The 22,192-nt window shown below is 28.5% G+C and carries 21 protein-coding genes; all 21 read right to left on the reverse strand.

Translation table 11 applies throughout. From position 1 onward, the window contains the following. Positions 1-198: 198 nt before the first annotated feature. The 21 genes from CDIF1296T_RS13565 to CDIF1296T_RS13665 all read right to left on the reverse strand — a co-directional run bounded on the left by CDIF1296T_RS13565 (position 199) and on the right by CDIF1296T_RS13665 (position 22,191). Positions 199-2,535, reverse strand: coding sequence for a HAMP domain-containing sensor histidine kinase (locus CDIF1296T_RS13565; RefSeq protein WP_022618542.1), 2,337 nt, complete (start codon positions 2,533-2,535; stop codon positions 199-201). Further along, positions 2,507-3,223, reverse strand: coding sequence for a response regulator transcription factor (locus CDIF1296T_RS13570; RefSeq protein ID WP_003431132.1), 717 nt, complete (start codon positions 3,221-3,223; stop codon positions 2,507-2,509). The genes CDIF1296T_RS13565 and CDIF1296T_RS13570 overlap by 29 nt, the downstream gene beginning before the upstream one ends. Before the next feature lie 414 nt (positions 3,224-3,637). After that, positions 3,638-4,294: a nitroreductase family protein gene (locus tag CDIF1296T_RS13575; RefSeq protein ID WP_009897777.1), complete on the reverse strand. Its 657-nt coding sequence runs from the start codon at positions 4,292-4,294 to the stop codon at positions 3,638-3,640. A 54-nt stretch (positions 4,295-4,348) separates the two neighbouring features. Then, the gene (locus CDIF1296T_RS13580) at positions 4,349-4,978 is read right to left on the reverse strand and encodes an HAD family hydrolase (RefSeq protein WP_009890785.1); all 630 of its coding nucleotides are present in this window, start codon (positions 4,976-4,978) and stop codon (positions 4,349-4,351) included. Between the two features lie 130 nt (positions 4,979-5,108). Then, the gene (locus CDIF1296T_RS13585) at positions 5,109-5,750 is read right to left on the reverse strand and encodes a thiamine diphosphokinase (protein ID WP_004454892.1); all 642 of its coding nucleotides are present in this window, start codon (positions 5,748-5,750) and stop codon (positions 5,109-5,111) included. Positions 5,751-5,758: 8 nt separating this feature from the next. After that, entirely contained in the window at positions 5,759-6,430 is a 672-nt protein-coding gene (rpe, locus tag CDIF1296T_RS13590) for a ribulose-phosphate 3-epimerase (RefSeq protein ID WP_009897778.1), read from the reverse strand. A 4-nt stretch (positions 6,431-6,434) separates the two neighbouring features. Continuing rightward, positions 6,435-7,319 (reverse strand): ribosome small subunit-dependent GTPase A, encoded by an 885-nt coding sequence (gene rsgA, locus CDIF1296T_RS13595; protein ID WP_009897779.1) that lies wholly within the window; start codon positions 7,317-7,319, stop codon positions 6,435-6,437. 97 nt (positions 7,320-7,416) lie between these two features. Beyond that, complete coding sequence (ymfI, locus tag CDIF1296T_RS13600) at positions 7,417-8,154, reverse strand: elongation factor P 5-aminopentanone reductase (protein ID WP_009897780.1); 738 nt, start codon at positions 8,152-8,154, stop codon at positions 7,417-7,419. Positions 8,155-8,261: 107 nt separating this feature from the next. Beyond that, entirely contained in the window at positions 8,262-10,277 is a 2,016-nt protein-coding gene (gene prkC / locus CDIF1296T_RS13605) for a PASTA domain-containing Ser/Thr kinase PrkC (protein ID WP_004454897.1), read from the reverse strand. A 16-nt stretch (positions 10,278-10,293) separates the two neighbouring features. Beyond that, complete coding sequence (locus tag CDIF1296T_RS13610) at positions 10,294-11,046, reverse strand: Stp1/IreP family PP2C-type Ser/Thr phosphatase (RefSeq protein ID WP_003416261.1); 753 nt, start codon at positions 11,044-11,046, stop codon at positions 10,294-10,296. 19 nt (positions 11,047-11,065) lie between these two features. After that, complete coding sequence (gene rlmN, locus CDIF1296T_RS13615; protein WP_003431147.1) at positions 11,066-12,097, reverse strand: dual-specificity RNA methyltransferase RlmN; 1,032 nt, start codon at positions 12,095-12,097, stop codon at positions 11,066-11,068. A 7-nt stretch (positions 12,098-12,104) separates the two neighbouring features. Continuing rightward, positions 12,105-13,430, reverse strand: coding sequence for a 16S rRNA (cytosine(967)-C(5))-methyltransferase RsmB (rsmB, locus tag CDIF1296T_RS13620; protein ID WP_009897781.1), 1,326 nt, complete (start codon positions 13,428-13,430; stop codon positions 12,105-12,107). A gap of 61 nt (positions 13,431-13,491) precedes the next feature. Beyond that, positions 13,492-14,193, reverse strand: coding sequence for a zinc metallopeptidase (locus tag CDIF1296T_RS13625; protein ID WP_003416253.1), 702 nt, complete (start codon positions 14,191-14,193; stop codon positions 13,492-13,494). Between the two features lie 68 nt (positions 14,194-14,261). Next, a complete protein-coding gene (locus CDIF1296T_RS13630; protein ID WP_009897782.1) occupies positions 14,262-15,014 on the reverse strand; it encodes a DUF116 domain-containing protein in 753 nt (250 codons plus the stop codon). A gap of 9 nt (positions 15,015-15,023) precedes the next feature. After that, the gene (gene fmt / locus CDIF1296T_RS13635) at positions 15,024-15,953 is read right to left on the reverse strand and encodes a methionyl-tRNA formyltransferase (protein WP_003431156.1); all 930 of its coding nucleotides are present in this window, start codon (positions 15,951-15,953) and stop codon (positions 15,024-15,026) included. A 14-nt stretch (positions 15,954-15,967) separates the two neighbouring features. Next, the gene (def, locus tag CDIF1296T_RS13640; RefSeq protein WP_009897783.1) at positions 15,968-16,408 is read right to left on the reverse strand and encodes a peptide deformylase; all 441 of its coding nucleotides are present in this window, start codon (positions 16,406-16,408) and stop codon (positions 15,968-15,970) included. Positions 16,409-16,425: 17 nt separating this feature from the next. After that, the gene (gene priA / locus CDIF1296T_RS13645) at positions 16,426-18,915 is read right to left on the reverse strand and encodes a primosomal protein N' (protein ID WP_009897784.1); all 2,490 of its coding nucleotides are present in this window, start codon (positions 18,913-18,915) and stop codon (positions 16,426-16,428) included. A gap of 274 nt (positions 18,916-19,189) precedes the next feature. Continuing rightward, complete coding sequence (gene coaBC, locus CDIF1296T_RS13650) at positions 19,190-20,389, reverse strand: bifunctional phosphopantothenoylcysteine decarboxylase/phosphopantothenate--cysteine ligase CoaBC (RefSeq protein WP_004454901.1); 1,200 nt, start codon at positions 20,387-20,389, stop codon at positions 19,190-19,192. Positions 20,390-20,393: 4 nt separating this feature from the next. Beyond that, the gene (gene rpoZ / locus CDIF1296T_RS13655) at positions 20,394-20,660 is read right to left on the reverse strand and encodes a DNA-directed RNA polymerase subunit omega (RefSeq protein ID WP_003431167.1); all 267 of its coding nucleotides are present in this window, start codon (positions 20,658-20,660) and stop codon (positions 20,394-20,396) included. A 2-nt stretch (positions 20,661-20,662) separates the two neighbouring features. Next, positions 20,663-21,280 carry a guanylate kinase gene (gene gmk / locus CDIF1296T_RS13660; protein WP_003431170.1) on the reverse strand — a complete coding sequence of 206 codons (618 nt, stop codon included), beginning with the start codon at positions 21,278-21,280 and terminating at the stop codon, positions 20,663-20,665. A gap of 29 nt (positions 21,281-21,309) precedes the next feature. Further along, positions 21,310-22,191, reverse strand: a complete 882-nt coding sequence (locus tag CDIF1296T_RS13665) for a YicC/YloC family endoribonuclease (protein ID WP_003416240.1) — start codon at positions 22,189-22,191, stop codon at positions 21,310-21,312. Position 22,192 lies beyond the last annotated feature (1 nt).

Raw genomic sequence — 22,192 nt, forward strand, 5'->3', positions numbered from 1 at the left:
GGTGAACCTTGTATATTAGGATTCACCTTTTTTAAATAAATCAACATTCTGTTTTAAAATAACATTTATAAGCTGTTTTGAAATAATGCTTACAAATTATTTTAAAACAATACCTATAAATTTTTATTTAAAGAATACACATAAATATTTCCAGACTCTTTTATTCTATAGACTTTATAATTATTAAATAAGTCTAATCTAATTTTTGTTAAAAGTAATTGTAACTTTAAATAAATCACCATCCACACTTATATTCATCTTACCACCCTGTAATTCTATAAAACTTTTTGCTATCGCTAAACCAAGACCAGAACCTTCTGTGTTACGTGATTTATCTCCTCTTACAAATCTCTCCATTATATCATCTACACTAAAATCAATCTCAGATGCAGACATATTTTTAAGCATAATATTTACTTTATTATCTGTTTCTAAAATATCAATATACACTCTTGAATTTGGCATTGCATATTTGCTTATATTTATTATAAGATTTTCAAATACTCTAAATGTACGCTGACTATCTAATGGTAATATTATTTTTTCATTAGAAAAGTTATTCTTTACTATTAGAGATGAATCTGCAAGTTTGTCATCTAATTCTAAAAGTGTCTGCTTCATTAGAGATACAATATCCACATTTACTATATTCAAATAAACATCTCCACTATTTGCCTTGCTTACTTCAAACAAATCTTCTATTAGATGTTGCAATCTTTGTGACTTTCTGTCTAATGTATCAATATACAACTTACGATTTTCATCTGTTATACTTTCATCTTTTAATAAATCTATATAAGTGATTATAGATGTTAGAGGTGTTTTTAAGTCATGTGATACATTTGATATAAGCTCTGTTTTCATCTTTTGACTCTTAACCTCTTCGTCAACAGCTTTTTTAAATCCAGTTTGAATATTTCCTAATTCGTCTTTTATAGGATTAAAAAATCCTAAATCTTTTTCCATATTTACATCTAAGTTTCCATCTGAAATTTTCTTTGTAACATCTAAAAGTTGATTATATTCATATATTGTCTTTTTAGAGTAATCTGACAGTATCTTAAATAATACTACTGAATATATTAATGCGAGTATTATTCCAAAGAACCACATACTACACATTATAACTATAATCAATAAATTTATTCCCAAAATTGTAACTATAGTTTTATTTGGCTTTTCTTTTAGATTTATTGTTCTAATTTGATTAATAACTGTTTTTCCTGCTTTTTTTAGCCATACAAAAAACATTCCTGTCATAGTATGTTTTGTAAAATACTCTCTTATTCCAACATTTAAAATGTGTTTTAAAAGTATTATAAATACAAATATTATTGAGAATATTACAAACCAATAAGTTAAATTCATTAAACTTACCAATATGCTAGCCATTTTAGCACTTATGTCATTGTTTATAAGGTACTCTACATAATTCCCACTCAAGGTATTACTTATTATAACAGTAGGATATAAATCTACAAGCCCCTGTATAATAGCAAGAGCAATAAAGAGTATCTCTAACGGTATTCTTGATAATGTATCAAATCCTAGCAACTCTTTAGATTTTCTATATGGGAATGCTAAAGCTACAATAACAACTATAGCTAATATAATTTTTAAAATCATTCCAGAAATCTTATAATAAGAATTATTTTCTACATTGCTTATATATGAAATTATACCATCATCAAAATAAGTATTTCCATAACCATACTCTACACTATCACCTTTACTTATTGCTTTAGGTACAGCATATACTAATGTTATATTTTTTATTGGAGATAACTTATATGAAATTGAATTTCCTCCTAAACTTGTATCCATTAAATCTTCTCTTGCTTTAGATAACAACATTTGATTAATAACTTTTTGATTTACTCCATAAGAATCTACAATATTTACTTTTCCATCTTTATCAAAATTCATTACAACGTAGAATCTATAGTTTTCTTTTATATCTGTAATCTGCTTTTGTCTTTCCTCATCATTCATTTCTGTATTTTTTGACTGATTTTCATCAGAATTTTCTTTTGAAGCATCATTCTTTGTTGTATCAAGTACTCCTAATTCTTTATTATCATTAAAAAATTCAAAATTGCTTTCTTTATCAACTAAATAGTACTTTAAATTCTTTCCTGACGCTTTAATGAAATGCTCCCAATTTTCAAAGTTTTCATTAAAATCTGCATTAATACTATCATCTGTATAGTAAGTTTCTGAACCATCATAAGTATCTTTTTCTTTACTTACATTTTTTATATAGTTCATAGTTTCTTCATTGATAAATAGCTTTGATGGTTGTATCATCTTACCTTCTTGTTCTTCCTTCATATTATGATATAAAACATAACTTCCTTTATATATACTATCTACAAAGCTTTCCTGTTCAAATGGATTCTCTGCTCCACCTTTAGCACTTGCTTGTATAGTAGAATATTGACTAATCATACCTAATGATGCTGATAACATAAGTATAAAAACTATAATAGTAACTATATATTTATCTTTAAATTTTTTCAATTTTGTATCCAACACCCCACACCACCTTTAAATATTTAGGATTTTTTGGGTCAATTTCTATCTTTTCCCTTATATTCCTCACATGTACCATAACTGTATCTGTATTTACAGCATTCTCATTCCAAACTCTTTCATATATTTCATCAGCAGAAAAAACTCTTCCTGCATTTCTCATAAGTAAACTTAGTATTTTAAATTCTATAGGAGTTGTTTTTATATACTTTCCATCAATACTAACTTCTTTTGTATTTTCATTTAATTCTAATCCGCCTATTGCAAACACACTATCGTCACTTTCTACCTTTTGCTCTTTATTTCCAACCATGTTTAGATACTTAGTGTACCTTCTAAGTTGTGAATTAACTCTAGCCAATAGTTCTAATGGCTTAAAAGGTTTTGTTACATAATCGTCTGCTCCTATATTAAGCCCCATTATTTTGTCAACTTCCTCTGATTTTGCAGATAGCATTATTACTGGAAAATTATAGTTTTCTCTAAGCTTCATTGTAAGTGTTATACCATCCATTTTAGGCATCATTATATCAACTATAGCTAAATGTATTTCTTGGTTTTCTATAACCTTAAGACCTTCTAATCCATTGTATCCCTTAAAAACATTATATCCTTGATTTAATAGATATATTTCTATAGCATCTGCTATCTCCTTTTCATCTTCTACCACCAAAATATTATATGAATTCATTCTAATCTCCTTTATATTAATTTATAAATTTTCTTTACATATATGATTATACAATATGATAGAAGTTTTTCCATTTATATATATATTTATATCTTTTGTTCTGGTTATTTGTATTTAATGTCCATCTTAGAAACCTCCTTCTAGTTTAAATTTAATATTTTTTCATTTTGTTTTATATACTTAATATTAAAATTAAAAACTTAAGATATTACATATACTTTTCTAAAGATTTTCTAAAGATTTAAATATATTTAAAATTAATATACAAAAAAAAGTAGTTCTTATTGTATTAATTAAATCAATGATTTGAAATATAAAATTAATATCAATAAAACCTACTTTTTAATTTTTTAAATATTTATTTTTAATTTATTTTGTTTTTAATTTACTTCGATTTTAAAATGTCCTTGACTTTTATTTTATAAATGTACATATTTCTTCTACTGGTTTTTTAGATGGACTCTTCAAATTGTCCTCTGGCACTCCAAGAGCTAACATTGCACCTAAAAAATACTCTCCCTTTTCAAAACCAGTTTCTGCTTCTAAAACAGCTTCTATCTCATCTGCTGCATAGTTTTGACTTGTCAACCAACAAGAACCATATCCAAGTTCAATTGCTGATAGTGTAAAGTTTTCAATTGCAGCACCTAGACTCTGCATACCTGGATTTCTTATAAATAATTTATCTATAGTCTCCTTAGGTGCATCTATAAGCTCTAATTCATAATATCCTGATGGGTTATATACCTTTGTAAAAACTAATACTAAAACTGGAGCTTTTAAATAAAATAGTGTAAAGTTTTTAACAAATTTTCTAAATCTATTAGCCTTATCCACTGATACTTTATCCATTTCTGCAAGTATTTCTTGTTGCTTTTTAGTTATCACATCTGCTATCTTTTCCATTAAATCACGGCGTTTTATAACAACAAAATGCCAGTTTTGAATATTCTTGCCTGATGGTGCTGCACCTGCTGCTTTTATCATTTTTAAAATATCTTCATCTGATACATCTTGATTTTTAAACTTTCTTACACTTTGTCTTTTAAAAATAGTATCTTGTAATTCCATTTTTAAATCCCCCCATAACTTTTTTATTATTTTAATATAATTTTTAAACTCATCTTATTTTAATATATCATGTTCTAACAAATCTTTAAATGAGTCTATAAAATAATCATATACATCTACATTCCCAAACCCATATTTGGCATATATAAAAGGTATACCTACAAACTTAGCACTATTTGCATCACCTTGCGTATCACCAACATAGATTGGATTTATTAATTTATTTCTTTCAATTATAAGTTTATTATTTTCTCCTTTATGCAAACCAGTATTACCAGGACATTCAAAATCTATAAAATACTGTTCTAGTTTATGTGCTTTTAAAAAAGATTCTATATATCCAGCTTGACAATTACTTACTATAAATAATTTATATTTTTTAGATAGTAATTTAAGAGTATCTTCTATATCATCAAATAATTTAGCTCCATTTTCAGATAAATAGTCACATTCTTTCAAAGAACATTCATTCAATAAATTCATTCTTTCTTCTTCACTTAAATTTGGAAATAAACGATTTGCTATTTCCTCAAAAGAAAGCCCCATAAGACTTCTAAATAAATCTTTTGTGACACTTAATTCTATTTCCTTATGTTTACTTAAAACATCCTGCCAGACTTTGCATACTTCTTCAGTTGAATCCCACAATGTTCCATCTAAATCAAAAATAATACTATCTACCACAAAAAATCCCCCTTATGTCAAAGTTTATTATATATTTATAATTATATACTAAAAAGCAGATACAATCATAAATATATTTTACTTGATTGTATCTGCTCTACAATATAAAACCAATTGTCAAAATCAAATTTTATAAATTTCTAACTACAAGTACACAGCCTTGCTCTACTTTAATCTTACAAGAATTACTCAACATAACATTTGATATTCCAATAGGTACAGAGTATTTCATATAATAATTATCGAGAGGGTATTCTAAGCCAGTAAGTGTTACACCCTTAGCATCACCATTTATAGCTATTACAGAAATAGTGTCCCCTGGGTTTCCATACAATGAAATTTCCTCATTTTCAACTATATACATCTCTTCTTTATCAGAAAGTATCCTAGAATATATACCATCTTCTTTTAAATAATATAATAGCTTTATATTTGCAAGAGTGTGGTCAATCCTTCCCCCTAAAGCACCAAAAAAATCAATATGATTTGCTTTAAGTGTCTTAGCTAAAAAAAGACAAAGCTCTGTATCAGTCTCATCTTTTTTAGATGGAAATTTTTCAAATTTAACACCTTTATTTTTATAGAAATTTATCTTTTCTTCTTCTACTGAATCTAAATCTCCTAATATATAATCTGGCATTATTTCCATTTTATAAGTGTGATTTGCCCCTCCATCTGCACATATTATGCAGTCATAACATTCCTTAATTATAATATCTCTTGTAACTTCGTAATCTTCAATTTCGCCATTTAAAACAATACAGATTTTCATTATTAAATTTAAACTAATTCTTCAAGAGAAGCATTCTTTCTAAATAAATTAACTGTTTCTTGAATGTCATCACTTCCAAATATTGCAGAACCTGCTACTATTATATTAGCTCCTGCTTGTACAACTTCGGCTACGTTTTTAGGGCTTATACCACCATCAACTTCTATATCAATGTTTAATCCTTGACTATCTATAATAGCTTTTAACTCTTTAATCTTATCTAAAACACAAGGAATAAATGATTGTCCTCCAAATCCAGGGTTAACAGACATTAATAATACCATATCTAAATCAGGTAGTACATGTTTAATCGTATCTACTGGTGTAGCTGGATTAAGTACTACACCAGCTTTTATTCCATGTGATTTTATATTTTGTATAGTTCTATGTAGATGAACACAAGCCTCCTGGTGAACAGTTATTATATCACATCCTGCTTTTACAAATTCTTCAATATACTGGTCTGGATTTTCTATCATAAGATGAGCATCAAATACCATATTTATATTTTCTTTCTTTAAACTTTTGACTACAAGTGGTCCTAATGTAATGTTTGGTACAAAGTGTCCATCCATTACATCGATATGAAGATATTCACATCCTGCACTTTCTACTTTTCTTACATCTTCTAATAATTTTGCAAAATCTGCTGATAATATTGATGGTGCTAATTTAATCATGTTTCTAATACCTCCTACTATTATTTTGTCTTATTTCATGTAGCAGCTGTATATAACTATCATATCTTTCTTTAGATATTTCTCCATTTGTAACAGCTTCTTTTATAGCACAATTAGGTTCATTTTCATGAATACACTTTGAACCAAACTTACAATCATTAAATTTATCAAATTCTATAAAATAATCTTTAAGTTCAACTTCCTCTATATCTTCAAGGACAAGGGAACTAAAACCTGGTGTATCTGCAACCATTCCACCAAATTCTAATTTTAAAAGTTCAGCGTGACGAGTAGTATGTTTTCCCCTTTTTATTTTATCACTTACAACTCCTGTTTGAAGTTTAAAATTTTCATCTATTTCATTTAATAAGCTTGATTTTCCAACTCCAGATGGTCCTGCAAACACTACTACATTTTCTTTTAATTCTTCTTTTACTTTATCTATATTTAACTTAGTAATATTACTTACAGGAATGACTTTATAGCCACTAAGTTCATATATATTTTTAACAGTTTCTAATGTATCATTATCATCTAAATCTGCTTTTGTAAGGATTATTACAGTTTCTAAATTTTCTTTTTCTGCCAAAACTATAAATCTATCTAAAAGAGATAAGTTTGGTTTAGGATTTTTTATTGCGAATACTATTAATGCTTTATCTACATTTGCAATAGGAGGTCTTATAAGTTCTGTATCTCTACTGTCGATTTCTTCTAAGATACCCTTTTTTTCATCTTCATCAACAATGCTTATTTTGACTCTATCACCAACCAAAGGTGTTATTTTCTGCTTTCTAAATATCCCTCTAGCCTTACATTCATAAATACCATTATAAGTATCTACATAATAAAATCCACTAATCCCCTTTATAATTTTTCCTTCTAGCATCAAATGCCTCCCTTTATAAAATTTATATAAACACATACTGTTTATGAGTAGTATATCGTGTTATTCTTTCCTATTTTTATATAATACCACATTTTTTTTAAATAACAAATCCTCCGTTTGGACTAATTACCTGACCAGTGATAAAATTTGATTTGTCTGATGCCAAGAAAATAGCACAATTTGCTATATCTTCTGGAGTTCCTAGCCTCATTAGAGGGGTTTCTTCCACAAGAGCGTCTATATCTTCCTCATTATATCCAGATAACATGTCAGTATTAATGACACCTGGAGCTATGCTATTTACTCTAATATTTGATGGTCCTACTTCTTTAGCTAATGCCTTTGTCATACCTATTATGCCTGCTTTTGTTATAGAATAATGCACTTCACAAGAGGCACCTGATATACCCCAGATTGAAGATATATTAATTATATTTCCTTTTTTTTCTGATATCATGTATTTTAAAGCAACTTGTGAACAATAAAAGCTTCCTTTTAAATTAATATTCATCATATTATCCCAATCTTCATCAGTTATATCTGTAAACAACTTATCTTGACTTACACCAGCATTGTTTACAAGTACATCCAATCCTCCAAATTCTTTTATACAATAATCTACCATATCCTCTACATCTTCTCTATTTGAAATATTAGCCTTAAAAAGTTTTACAGAAAAATTTTTTTCATTTAATATAGTGTACAACTCTTTAGCTTCATTTTCTGACTTATTAAAATTTACTAATACATTGTAACCTTCTTTTGCAAAAGCTTTAGACATAGCTTTACCAATCCCTCTAGCTCCTCCTGTAATTAAAACTGTTTTCTTCTTCATAAATACTTTTCTCCTTATATTATAACCAATTCAGTATTTTATACAAAACAAACTGCCCTTTAAAGAAAATATTTTCTATAAAAGGACAGCTCTTATTTTATTAATATTTATTCTGTTTTACCAATGTTTGCGCCAGTTCCTGATGAAGTTCCTCCATTATCTCCTGAGTTTGAGCCTCCTGAACTATCTCCATTGTCTCCTGAGTTTGAACCTCCTGAACTTCCTCCATTGTCTCCTGAGTTTGAGCCTCCTGAACTTCCTCCATTATCTCCTGAGTTTGAACCTCCTGAGTTTCCACCACTATTTCCTGAGTTTGAACCTCCTGAGTTACTTCCATTATTGCCTGAGTTTCCACCACTATTTCCTGAATTTGAGCCTCCTGAATTTCCACCACTGTTTCCTGAGTTTGAACCAGGTTCTGTTGGTGTATTATTCTCTGGTGTTGTTGGTTTTTTATCTGGTACTGTTGGAGTCTGTGTATTTGATTTTTCTGAACCTTTGCTTACATATAGGTTTACCTCATCACCTTCCTGAGCTCTTGATGAGCCAGCACCTGGACTCTGACTTAAAACTGTACCTTCTTTATATATTGAGCTGTATTCATACTTAACAGTTCCCACTTTTAAGTTATTTTCTTCAATAAGTTGTTTTGCATTACTCAAAGTAAGTCCCACTACATTAGGAACAGATGCCTGACTTGAACCTTTACTTACGACAACATTTATAGTATCACCCTTTTTGACATTTGTACTTCCACCTTCAGGTGTCTGTGATATTATACAATTTTCATCAACTTCACTATTATACTCTTCACTTTTTACACTCAGGTATAATCCTTCTTTTTCAACAGCACTTTGAGCTTCTTCTAATGTCATATTTACAAGATTAGGAACAGTCAAAGATTTATTGCCAAACCCTCCAGCAAATAAAAACTTATATGCTAAGAATACTTGAGCACACAATATCAGTATCAAAACAGCCGCAATTACTTTTAATCTTCTTCTAGATTTTGGGCTTTCCTGTTTTTTCTTCTTTTTCTTAGTTCTCTTACTTGGAGTACTCTTAGGTCTCTGATTCTTTTTAGCTCTCATTATCTCTTCCTCTTCTTCATCTTCATCATCATCTTCTTCATAAAAATCATCATAGTAATCTTCATCATCATCCAAATCAGCTACTTCAACAGGCTTAACCACTTTTTCAGGAGCTGGTTTTGCAAGTGTTGGATTTACAACTTTATTAATTTCCTTTTCATCAATTTTCTTAGTTGCAAAATCATCATATTCTTTTATAAAATCTAAATCAATATTTTTTTCTATATACTCTATATCTTCTATCAATTCTTCAGCAGTTTGATATCTATCTGCACTAGATTTTTCTGTAAGCTTTTTTATTGTAGTTCTTACACTTTGAGGAATCCTAACTTTTTCTTCTGATGTAAAGTCTATATCATCATTAATGTGTTGAAGTGCTATAGAAATTGGACTATCTCCCCTAAATGGAACTTTTCCTATCAACATTTCATATAAAACTATACCTAGAGAATACAGGTCAGCATTATTAGTTACAAATTTACCTTTAGCTTGCTCTGGTGAAAAATAATGCACTGAACCTATTATACTACCAATATTAGTCATTGTTGAATTTGAAACAGCTTTGGCTATACCAAAATCAGCCACTTTTACTACTCTTCCTTCATTTGATATGAGAATATTATGAGGTTTTATATCTCTATGTATAATCCCCTTTTTGTGCGCTGCACTAAGTGCCATAGCTATTTGTTTTGTTATATCTAATGCAGTATATTCATCTAATATACCTTCATCTTGTATAATCTCTTTTAGATTCTTCCCATCTACAAACTCCATTACAATGTAGTGAACTTTTCCATCTTCACCAACATCATAAACATTTACTATATTTGGATGTGAAAGACTTGCTACTGCTTCTGCCTCTCTTTTAAACTTTGTTAGAAATTCATCATCATCTACAAATTCAGGTCTAAGTACTTTAAGTGCAACAGTCCTGTTTAATAATCTGTCTTTAGCCTCATATACAAAGGCCATTCCTCCATCACCAATCTTCCTGATGATTTCATATCGATTTCCTAAAATTGTATCTCCCACAATATCACCGTCCTAATTATACTTTTATCACTATAACCGAAACATTATCTTTACCAGAAACATCATTGGCCATACTTATCAATTCTTCACTTATATTACTAGTTCTCTCATATTCATAATCTAATATTAAATCTCTTATATCTTCATCATCAATAAACCCAGTTAATCCATCTGTCGCAAGAAGTATTATATCACTTTTTTTGATTTCTTTCTTAAAAATATCTACAACAACCATATCATCTGTTCCAATTGCTCTAGTTATTCTATTCCTCTGTGGATGTCTTCTTGCCTCTTCTTCTGTAATGACATGGGCCATCATAAGTTCTTCAACCACGGAATGGTCTATAGTTATTTTATCAAATTTTTCATCTGTTAACAAATAACATCTGCTATCTCCAACATTTGCCACATATAAGACATTATTATACACTATAGCCGTAACTAATGTAGTTCCCATTCCTTCAAATTCTATATCTTCCATAGATTTTTTGTGCACAATTGAGTTTACATTATTATAAGCCTGTTTTAATATATCATCTATATAGTCTATTTTTACATTATCATGTTGTAATAAGTTTTCCTTTAGAAAATCAATTATATTTTCTACTGCTAATTTACTGGCGACTTCACCTTTTTTATGTCCACCCATTCCATCAGCTATGGCAAATATTCCTATTGGACCATGTTCTGTATCTATAACTTCTCCCTCACAATAGTCTTCATTGTTTTTTCTTATTTTTCCTATATGGGAGGCACAACTATAAACCATACGACTTCCTCCTTACAAATTACTTGTATTTTCTTCTCAATTGCCCACAAGCTCCACTAATATCAGAACCCATAGACATCCTAACTGTGGCAGGTATATTGTTCTTCTCCAAACTATCCCTAAATTTATAAATAAATGCTTTATCTGGCTTTTCATATTCTCTTTCTTCAACTTTATTTATTGGAATTAAATTTACATGACATAGCATACCTTTTAGGAGCTTAGCTAATGCCTTTGCTTCTTTTTCTGAGTCATTTACCCCTTTTATAAGAGAATATTCAAATGTAACCCTTCTATTTGTCTTTTTTATATAATATCTACATGCATTCAATATTTCTTCAATAGAATAAGCATTTGCTACAGGCATAATTTTTCTTCGTTCTTCATCATATGGTGAATGAAGTGATAAAGCTAAATTTATAGCTATTTCTAAGTCTGCCAACTCATACATTTTAGGTACTATTCCACAAGTTGAAAGAGTTATATGTCTATACCCTATATTAAGACCATTTTTTTCGTTAATTATTTTTAAAAATTGTTTTGTATTTTCAAAGTTATCAAGTGGCTCACCACTCCCCATCAATACAAGATTTGATACCCTCTTACCAGTATCTTCTTGAATTTTAATAACTTGGTCTAAAATTTCCCATGGCTCTAAGTTTCTAATTAATCCATCCATTGTAGATGCACAAAAATTACATCCCATCCTACAACCTACTTGGTTAGAAACACAGACAGTAACTCTACTATCATAATCCATCATCACAGTTTCTATTATATTTCCATCATCTAATAAAAACAAATATTTTTTTGTATTATCTACCTTAGATTCTAACTTTAATTCTATATCTATATGCCCTATACATGAAACCTCTTCTAATTTATTTCTCAAACTTTTTGGTATATTGTTCATATCATCAAAAGTTTTTGCACCCTTATATATCCAAGAGAATATTTGACTTCCTCTAAAGGGCTTTTCATCTATAGTTTTCATAAATTCTTTAAGTTCATCTTCAGTAAAATTTTTTAATACTATCTTTTTCTTTTCCATTCTCTCACTACCTTATTCTCTTTAATTTTGCTATGAAAAAACCATCTATACCATGAATATTAGGATATATCTTTAAATATCCTTTATCTTGATTGTCTAAGTCTACATTTACTGTATCAATTGGAACAAATTCAAAGTTGTGATTTTCTTCAACAAAAGAAGTAACTATATTTATATTCTCCACACCTTGAATTGTACATGTACTATATACTAAAGTTCCACCAACTTTGACATATTTAGATGCATTTTCTAAAATTTTCTTTTGTATAGAAGTGATGTCCTTTAACTCTTCTTCTTTCTTATACTTAATTTCTGGTTTACGTCTTATTATACCAAAACCAGAGCAAGGAACATCTGCTAAAACATAATCAAATTTACTTATACTATTTTCATCAATCTCAGAAGCATCAAATCTTTCTACAAACACATTTTTAAGCCCCAATCTATTTACAGTAGAGTTTATAAGCTTTAGTTTATGCTCAAAAATATCTCTAGCTACTACTTGACCAGTATTGTTCATTAAAGTAGCTAAGTGAGTAGATTTCCCTCCAGGAGCACTACATACATCCAAAATAAATGAACCTTCTTTTGGATTAATTACTTTCCCTACTATCATAGAACTTATATCTTGAATTGTAAATAAACCAGCCTTAAATAATTCATTTTTTTCTATATTTTTCATTTTTTCGACTTTAATAGCTTCTTCTACCATAGGAACTTTTAAACATACAATACCCATTTCACTTAATTTTTCAATAAGCTCTTCTCTACTTATTTTAAGTGTATTCGTTCTTATATAGATACTAGGCTTTTCATTATTTGCTTCCAACAAATCTTCAGCAAATTCTTGTCCAAATTTATCTATCCAGTTTTTTATAATCCAAGAGTTATAGGAATACTTTATAGATAAGTATTTTACACTATCTTCCTCAGTTATGTCCATTATAGTCTCTTTAGCTCTTATTTCATTTCTAAGAATAGCATTTATGAAACCAGAAGATTTTTTATCATATTTCTTAGATAATTTTACAGTTTCATTAACTGCTGCATAATCTGATATACTATCTAAAAATAAAATCTGATATGTTCCCATTCTTAAAAAGATTTTAACATAAGTTGACATTTTTTTTACCTTTATTTTTGAAAGTTTATTGATTATATAATCTAAATAATATTTATTTTCTATTACTCCATAAATTAACTCTGTTGCAAGTCCTCTATCCATATCACTTATTTCTAAATTTTTAAAATGCTTATTTATTGCAATATTTGAATAATTGTCATTTTTTTCTATATCACATAATACTTTAAATCCAACTTCTCTTGCATCCATATAAATTTCTCCCTTTTATTAAACATAAAAAAGGGTTGTTTCTAAACAACCCACTTTACTTTTAGTCATTTCTTCTTTGAGCTATTAGTAACAATCTAAGTAATTGAAGTATTGAAACCAATGCTGCTGCAACATATGTTAAAGCTGCTGCTGAAAGTACTCTTCTACTTTGTCTTGACTCACTTTCATCTATAATACCTAAATTCCCAAGTTGAACGATTGCTCTACTTGAAGCATTAAATTCTACAGGCAATGTTATTATTTGGAATAACACTGAAGCCGAAAACAATAGTATACCAATTTTTAAAAATGGACCAGCCATAATAAATCCTAAAAATATTAAAAACCAAGATATACTTGAAGCAAAATTCACTACTGGTACTAAACTACTTCTTATTTGAAGAGGTGCATAACCTTTAGCATGTTGTATGGCATGACCACACTCATGTGCAGCTACTGCAACAGAAGTTATAGATGTTCCATAATATACATCTTCTGACAACCTTACAGCCTTTCTTCTTGGGTCATAATGGTCACTTAGATGCCCTCTAACCATTTCTATCTTTACATCATACAAACCATTTGAATCAAGTACTCTTCTTGCTGTTTGCTCTCCAGTATATCCTCGACGTGTATTTACTCTTAAATACTTATTTGTTGTTGAACTCACTTTAAATTGTGCATATATAGTAAGTAATATAGCTGGAATTAATACAACCATTGTTGGGTCAAATCCCCAAAAACCGCCATATACAGGGTACATAAATAACACTCTCCTAAAATATATTTTTATTATACATCCTCTTAATATTCACTTAACTTAAAAACAGTTTAATTACAAACTAATATATTTTTTCCTGTTAAAAAGCCTATAGCTTTTTCAATATCCATCATGTCTACATTAGTATTTACACAAGGTCCATTAGGTCTTTTGTTAAATACACCTAAAACAGGAATTTTTTTAATATCTTGTATTCCAGATGTCAAATCTCTTTCACATGCAACAGCTACAACAGCTTTAGGTTTAGTGTCCATTATAATTTTTCTAGCTAGGGTTCCTCCTGTAGCTACAAATATTTTTACATTAGTTTTTTCCTTTAGCTTAATTAATTCTCCTATGTTGCATCTTCCACATTCTTTACAATTATCTATATCATTAGTAACTTTTAATTTACAACTATTCTCTTGAATACAATGAGGTATTAAAATTATTATATCCTCTGGATTAAAATTATATTTATTACTGTATATATATTCATTATTTAACTTTATATATATTCTTCTAATATCACTTTTTGACATACCAAATGATGATGCAATGAAAGATATAATAGGAAATAATCCACTGACAATATTAAAATTTATTTTCATTATATTTGAGTTAACATACTTTCCTTTAATTACTCTATAAGTAACTGCTGTTGAACATAGTATTATAAGTATTAGTGATATTATTATAATATTTATCATCAAGGAGAATATTTGAGTTAAACTTATTATAAAAAAATTAACAACTCCTATCAAAATTCCTAATATTAAAATCAAAATCCCAACACTTGTTAAATACTTCTTTATATCTGTCATACTTTTCACCTAACCCAATACTAAACCAGTTTCTATAGTATTCCCTTTTATATATTCACCAACCAACATTCTCTTTTTATTCGGCATCTGAATTTCTTCAATTAAAAGTACATTATCTATAGTACTTACTTTTATCCCATCTTTGCTTACATCAATTATTGTACCTACATCTTTTGTGCTTTTTTCATCTAACACTTTAGTTTTCCAAACTTTCATTATGACATCATTATAGGTAGTATAAGCACTTGGCCATGGATTTACTCCTCTAACTAAATTGTGTATTTCTCTGGCACTTTTTGAAAAATCTATGTTACCTAATGATTTATTCATTATTGGCGCATAGGAAAATTCTTCATGATTTTGTACTTCTCTTGGAGCATTTCCTTCTTCAATTAATCTTAATGTTTCTTTTAAAGTTTCTGCTCCTATATTCATCATTTTATCATGAAGTTCTCCTGCTGTTATATTTTCATCAAGATTTACTTCTGTCTTTAGTATCATATCTCCAGTATCTAATCCTTCATCCATATACATAGTTGTAACACCAGTCTTTTCTTCACCATTTATTATTACCCAATTTATAGGTGCCGCACCTCTATATTTTGGAAGTAAAGAAACATGAACATTTATACATCCAAGTTTAGGAATCTCTAATATTTCTTTTGGAAGTATCTGTCCAAAAGCTACAACTACTATTACATCTGGATTTAAAGATTTAATTTTATCTATAAATTCTTTATCTCTAGCCTTTACTGGTTGATATACAGGTATATTATTTTCAATTGCCAGTTCTTTTACTGGGCTCATACCTAGTTTTTTACCTCTTCCTTTTGGTTTATCTGGTTGAGTTACAACACCCAATATTTCATACTTCTCATCTATTATTTTTTGTAAACATGGAACTGCTATATCAGGAGTTCCCATAAATACTATTTTCATCAAATCAACTCCTACTACTTTTCTATTTTGTCAACAAATAAAATTCCATCTAAGTGGTCTATCTCATGACAAAATGCTCTAGCTAAAAGCTCTTCTCCCTCTAACTCTATTGTTTCACCATTTCTATTTAAAGCTCTGACCTTTACATAATTTGGTCTTCTAACATTTCCCGCTTCTCCAACAACACTTAAACATCCTTCCTCATCTATTTGCTCCCCAGATGTTTCTATTATTTCAGGATTTATAAGTTCTATAAGATCTTCTCCAATATCTATTACTACTACTCTTTTTAATATTCCAACTTGAGGTGCAGCCAGTCCAACACCATCTGCATCATACATAGTTTCTGCCATATCATCTAATAATTGTATTATCTTTTCATCAATTTTTTCAACCTTTTTTGATTTTTTTCTTAATACTGGTTCTCCTATTTGAACTATTTGTCTTAAAGCCATTATAATTCCTCCTAAATTTATAATACACTGTTTGGATTAATATCTATAGATACATTGATATTCTTATCAAATATCAAATCTCGTTTTGTTATACATATATATTTTATTATACCCTTTAAGAGATTAATTTCAATATTTTCATCTTTAAAGAGTATTTGCCATCTATAATTTTGATTTATTTTTGATATTGAACATGGATTTGGACCTAATATAAATCCTAAATCATTTATACCCCTTTTTTCTAATAAATAAATCAATGATGCATGCATATTTTTTATATTTTTTATCACTAATCTTTCATCTTCACCACTAACAACTACACTTAACATATTATTAAAAGGAGAATATCCAAATGCTTTTCTTATTTTTATCTCATCTTCATAAAAACCCTCATAATCATATTCAATAGCATGCTTAATAGCATAGTGTTCAGTGTCATAAGTCTGAAGTACTACTTTTCCCTCTTTATCAGCTCTCCCTGCTCTTCCAGAGACTTGAGTTATCAATTGAAATGTAGTTTCAAAACTTTTAAAGTCTGGAAAATTTAATATCATGTCTGCAGACAAAATACCTACTAAAGTTACATTCTCAAAATCCAGCCCTTTACTTAACATCTGTGTTCCAATAAGTACATCTGCTTCTTTATCTTTAAATTTATTTAATATCTCATCTAAAGCACCTTTTTTTGAAGTTGTATCTTTATCCATTCTCAAAGTTTTTATATCTGGAAAAATATATTTTAATTCCTCTTCAATTTTTTGAGTTCCAACTCCAAATGGCTTAACATAAGTACTTTTACATTCAGGACACTCTTTTGGAATTTCTTTCTCATATCCACAATAGTGGCATCTTCCAGTATTACTTTTCTTATGATAAGTTAAAGATATATCACAATTTTCACATTGAAACACATATCCACACTTTCTACAAGATACAAAATTTGCATAACCTCTTCTGTTTAAAAATAGTATTACTTGATTATTTTCTTCAATCGCATAACGTATTTCTTTTTGTAATTTCAAACTAAATATACTTCTATTTCCTTTATCTAACTCATCTTTCATGTCTACCACTTCAATGTTTGGAAGAGGCTTATCATTTGCTCTACTTTTTATATTTATAAGTTTGTATTCTCCAGATTTTGCCCTATAATACTCTTCAATTGAGGGCGTTGCTGAACCTAAAATAAGAGTTATATTATTTTTTAATGCCATAAATCTAGCAACTTCTATAGCATTAAATTTTGGATTCTTCTCAGACTTATATGATGACTCATGACATTCATCAATTATTATTAAGCCTAAGGAATTAAAAGGTGCAAATAAAGCTGACCTAGCTCCAATTAACACTCTTACTTTACCTGCTTTGACAGCTTTGTAAACATCATGTTTTTCTCCTTCAGATAGTTTACTGTGGAACACTCCAACTAAATCTCCAAACCTACTCTTTAGCCTATCTATTGTTTGAGGAGTTAATGCTATCTCAGGTACTAAGAATATACTGTCTAAGCCTTGATTTAGAGCAAATTCTATTATTTCCATGTAAACTTCAGTTTTTCCACTTCCAGTTACTCCATGAATTAAGTATGGTTTTTTATCATCTACAAACATATTCGACTTTATCTCATCAACTGCTTCTTGTTGCTCATTGTTTAATTTTATACTTTTTAGTACGGATTTGTAAATACTTTTTGGCTCTCTATAATAATCCTTAAATTCTAGGGTTATTAGCTTTTTCTTACTTAGAGAATTTATACTTTGTTTTGAAGCATTTAATAAATCCAATAAATCATTTATCTCTACATTTTCATTATTTTTAAGAAAACTTAATATCTCTTTTTGTTTACTTCCCACATTTATTTTATTTTGCTCTATATAATCGTCAATCTTATCACTTTCTAAACTCAAAGATATATAACATACTTTCTTTTCATTTTTGTGATTTTTATATTCCCAACATAATTTTATAATTCCATTTTTATTCATTGTGTACAAAGAACTATTTAAGTTTGGTATATATTTTAACTTATCAACCTTAATTTTACCTTTACTATCAATCACTTTCTCTACTATTTCTCTATTTTTATCACTTAAAGTTGATATTTTTTCCTTCAATTCAATATCATTTAATCCACTTAAACTTTCACCTAATAGGACTACTTTATAATTATTTAATTTGTATCCCTTTGGATATATCAAATTTATACATTCTATATAAGTACACAAATATCTATTTTTCATCCAATAAACCAACTCTAAATCTTCTTTTCTAAATATTGGATTTTCATCTAATATATCAATAATTTCTTTTATTTTTATTTTTTCATCTAAGCTATCTGTAAATTGAAATACAAAGGCTTCTGTTGGTTTATTACCTTTTCCAAATGGTACTAATATTCTGTGCCCGATTTTTATTACATCAGATAAAAATACAGGAATTTGATATGTAAATAAATTATCTGTATATATAGTATTACTTCTAACTATTACCTTTGCATATTTTTTCATTATAAAACCTCTACTTAAATTTAATATATTGTTCATATTTTAATATACTTTACAAGATATTAAAATTTCAGAATTTATAAACAATTTCAAGTTATTAATATTAACTTTATTTTAATAATTAACTATTAATTATATTTTATACTTTATGACAAAATAAATGCTGAAAACTACAATTTAACTGACATTTGCGAGTTTTTACTCGCTAAAATTAAATTGCAGCTTTCAGCCACTTTAGCTGTGATAAAATACACAAATATCATATTTAAAAAAGGTCTTATTTCTCAAGCAACGCTTTAACTTTATCTAAAATAACATTGGCTACTTCTTCTTTTTTCATCTTAGGATACTCAGTAATATTTCCCTCTACATCTATTATTTTTACAATATTAGTATCAGCTCTAAAACCAGCACCTTCTTTAGTTAAATCATTTGCCACAATAAAATCTAAATTTTTCTTTTTTATTTTTCCTTTGGCATGTTCTATAAGGTCATTAGTTTCAGCTGCAAATCCAATTAGTATCTTATCTTCTTTTATTTTTCCTATTTCATAAGCAATGTCATAATTTCTACTTAGTTCTATTGATAAATCATCATTCTTCTTTTTAATTTTTTTGTCAGAATAAGTTTTTGGTTTATAATCTGCAACTGCTGCACTTTGAATTACTATTTTATTTTCACTTAAATTTGATACTACTGCTTCATACAAATCTTGTGCTGACTCTATTTGAACAAATTTTTTAAGATTTTGTGGAATAGAAAGATTTGTAGGACCTGATATTAATGTTACATCAGCACCTCTAGCTATAGCTTCTCTTGCTATAGAATATCCCATTTTACCAGAAGACCTATTAGTTAAATATCTTACTGGGTCTATACTCTCTACAGTTGGACCAGCTGTAACTATCATACTTTGACCTTTTAAATCTTGCTCTTTAGTAAGATTAGTCAAAACTTCCTCTACTATTATATCTGGATTAGCTAGTTTACCTGTTCCAATATCTCCACATGCAAGCCTTCCACTTTCCGGTTCAATAAATTTATATCCAAAGCTCTTTAAAGTTTGTATATTTTTTTGAACAATTGGATTTTCATACATATTAGTATTCATAGCTGGTGCTATAAGAACCTGTGCTTTTGTTGCCATAACAGTAGTTGTCAACATATCGTCAGCTATACCATTTGCAATCTTGCCTATAACATTTGCACTTGCTGGCACTATTAAGAATAAATCTGCTTTTTTTGCTAATGATATATGTTCAACTTCCCAAGTTTTTGGTTCTTCAAACATATCTTCTACTACATAATTTTGACTCAGCGATTGAAATGTAAGTGGTTTAACAAATTCTGTTGCTGATTTTGTCATTATAACATGGATATTTGCATTTAGTTTTTTTAACTTACTTACAACATCACAAGCCTTATATGCAGCTATACCGCCACTTATGCCAATTACAACAGTTTTATCTTTTAGCATGACCTTACTCCTCTTCTGAAATTTGTTGGTGTTGCTCAGCATGATGTCTAGCTTCTTCTATCTCTATTTCCTCTTCTGTCAATAATCTATATGTTATTTTTCCACTTGCAACTTCTTTAGTTGCTACACATACAGGCTTTTCCTTAGTTTTATTTGAAACATATGGTTCTTCTCCATCAATTAATTTTCTTGCTCTCTTTGAAACAGTCCCTACTAAATAGTATCTGTTGTCTATTTTTTCTAGTACCTCATTGATAGATGGTTTTAACATAATTATAATTCCTCCTTAAATTTCTCTATTATAATATTTTTATATCTGCTAACTTTATTCTTTTCAGATGATATTATACCTTCTATTTCTTTAGCAGATGTTTTTACATCTTCATTAAATATAAAATAATCATAATCCTTAATCATTTTAATTTCTTCATATGCACAGCTAAATCTCTTCTCTATTTCAGCTTCTGTTTCTGTACCTCTTCCAACAATTCTATTTTTTAATTCTTCAAGTGATGGTGGTAGTACAAATATAAATACTCCCTCTGGGCAAACTTCTTTTATTTGTTTTGCTCCTTGCATTTCAATCTCCAGTAATACATCTTGTCCTTTTTCTAAACATTCCATTATTGCCGCTTTTGGAGTTCCATAAAAATTATCATAAATTTGAGCATACTCCAAAAACTCACCTTTTTCTATCATCTCTTCAAACTTTTCCTTACTTATGAAGAAATAATTTACTCCATCAACTTCTCCAGTTCTGGGTTTTCTTGTAGTAGCTGATACAGAAAGTTTTATTGTATCATTTTCTTTAAGTAGTTCTTTGCAAATAGTACCTTTTCCTGCACCTGATGGTCCTGATACAACTAGCAATAATCCTTTTTTCACAAACATTTAAGCATTCCCCTTCTAATATTGTATTCTTATTCTATATTTTGTATTTGTTCTCTTATTTTTTCCAATTCGCTTTTTACTTCTACTACTAAATTAGTTATATTTATATCAGATGACTTCGAACCTATAGTGTTAGTTTCTCTATTCATCTCTTGTATTAAGAAATCTATTTTTCTACCTATAGAGTCGTCTTTAAATATAGTATTTTTAAGTTGCCCTATATGACTTTTAAATCTAACTATTTCTTCTGTTATACTGCTTTTATCTGCATATATTGCAACTTCTTGTGCTAATCTATTCTCATCTATTATACTTGGGTCATCCAGTAATTCACTTATTCTCAAATTCAATTTTTCTCTATAATCTTCTACAACACTACTTGAGTATTTTTCAATCTCTTCTATATGATTTTTTAATAAATCACATCTCATGGCAATATCTTCAGCTAATTTTTTACCTTCTTCACTTCTCATTTCTCTTAATTTGATTAATGCATCTTCAACTGCTTGATTCAACATTGACCACAATAAATCTTCATCTTCTTCCTTTTCTTCTATTTTCACAATATCAGGAAACTTTGCAACATTCATAACGCTAATATCATCTATAATATCAAATTTATTTTTTATTTCTTTTAGTATGTCTATATACTGAGATGCTAATCCCTCATCAAAATTTAAGTTTACATCTTCTTTGCCTAATAAGTCAAACTTTATGTATAAATCTACTCTTCCTCTTTTTACATAATTTTTTACTAAATTTCTAACTTTATCCTCTAAAAATGAAATTTTTCTTGGAAGACGTATGTTTATATCTGAATACTTATGATTTATCGTTTTACACTCTACTAAAAAGTAATAATTATCATCCTTGTATTCTCCTCTTCCAAAACCAGTCATACTTATAGCCATT

Source organism: Clostridioides difficile ATCC 9689 = DSM 1296 (assembly GCF_001077535.1).
Lineage (GTDB): Bacteria > Bacillota > Clostridia > Peptostreptococcales > Peptostreptococcaceae > Clostridioides > Clostridioides difficile.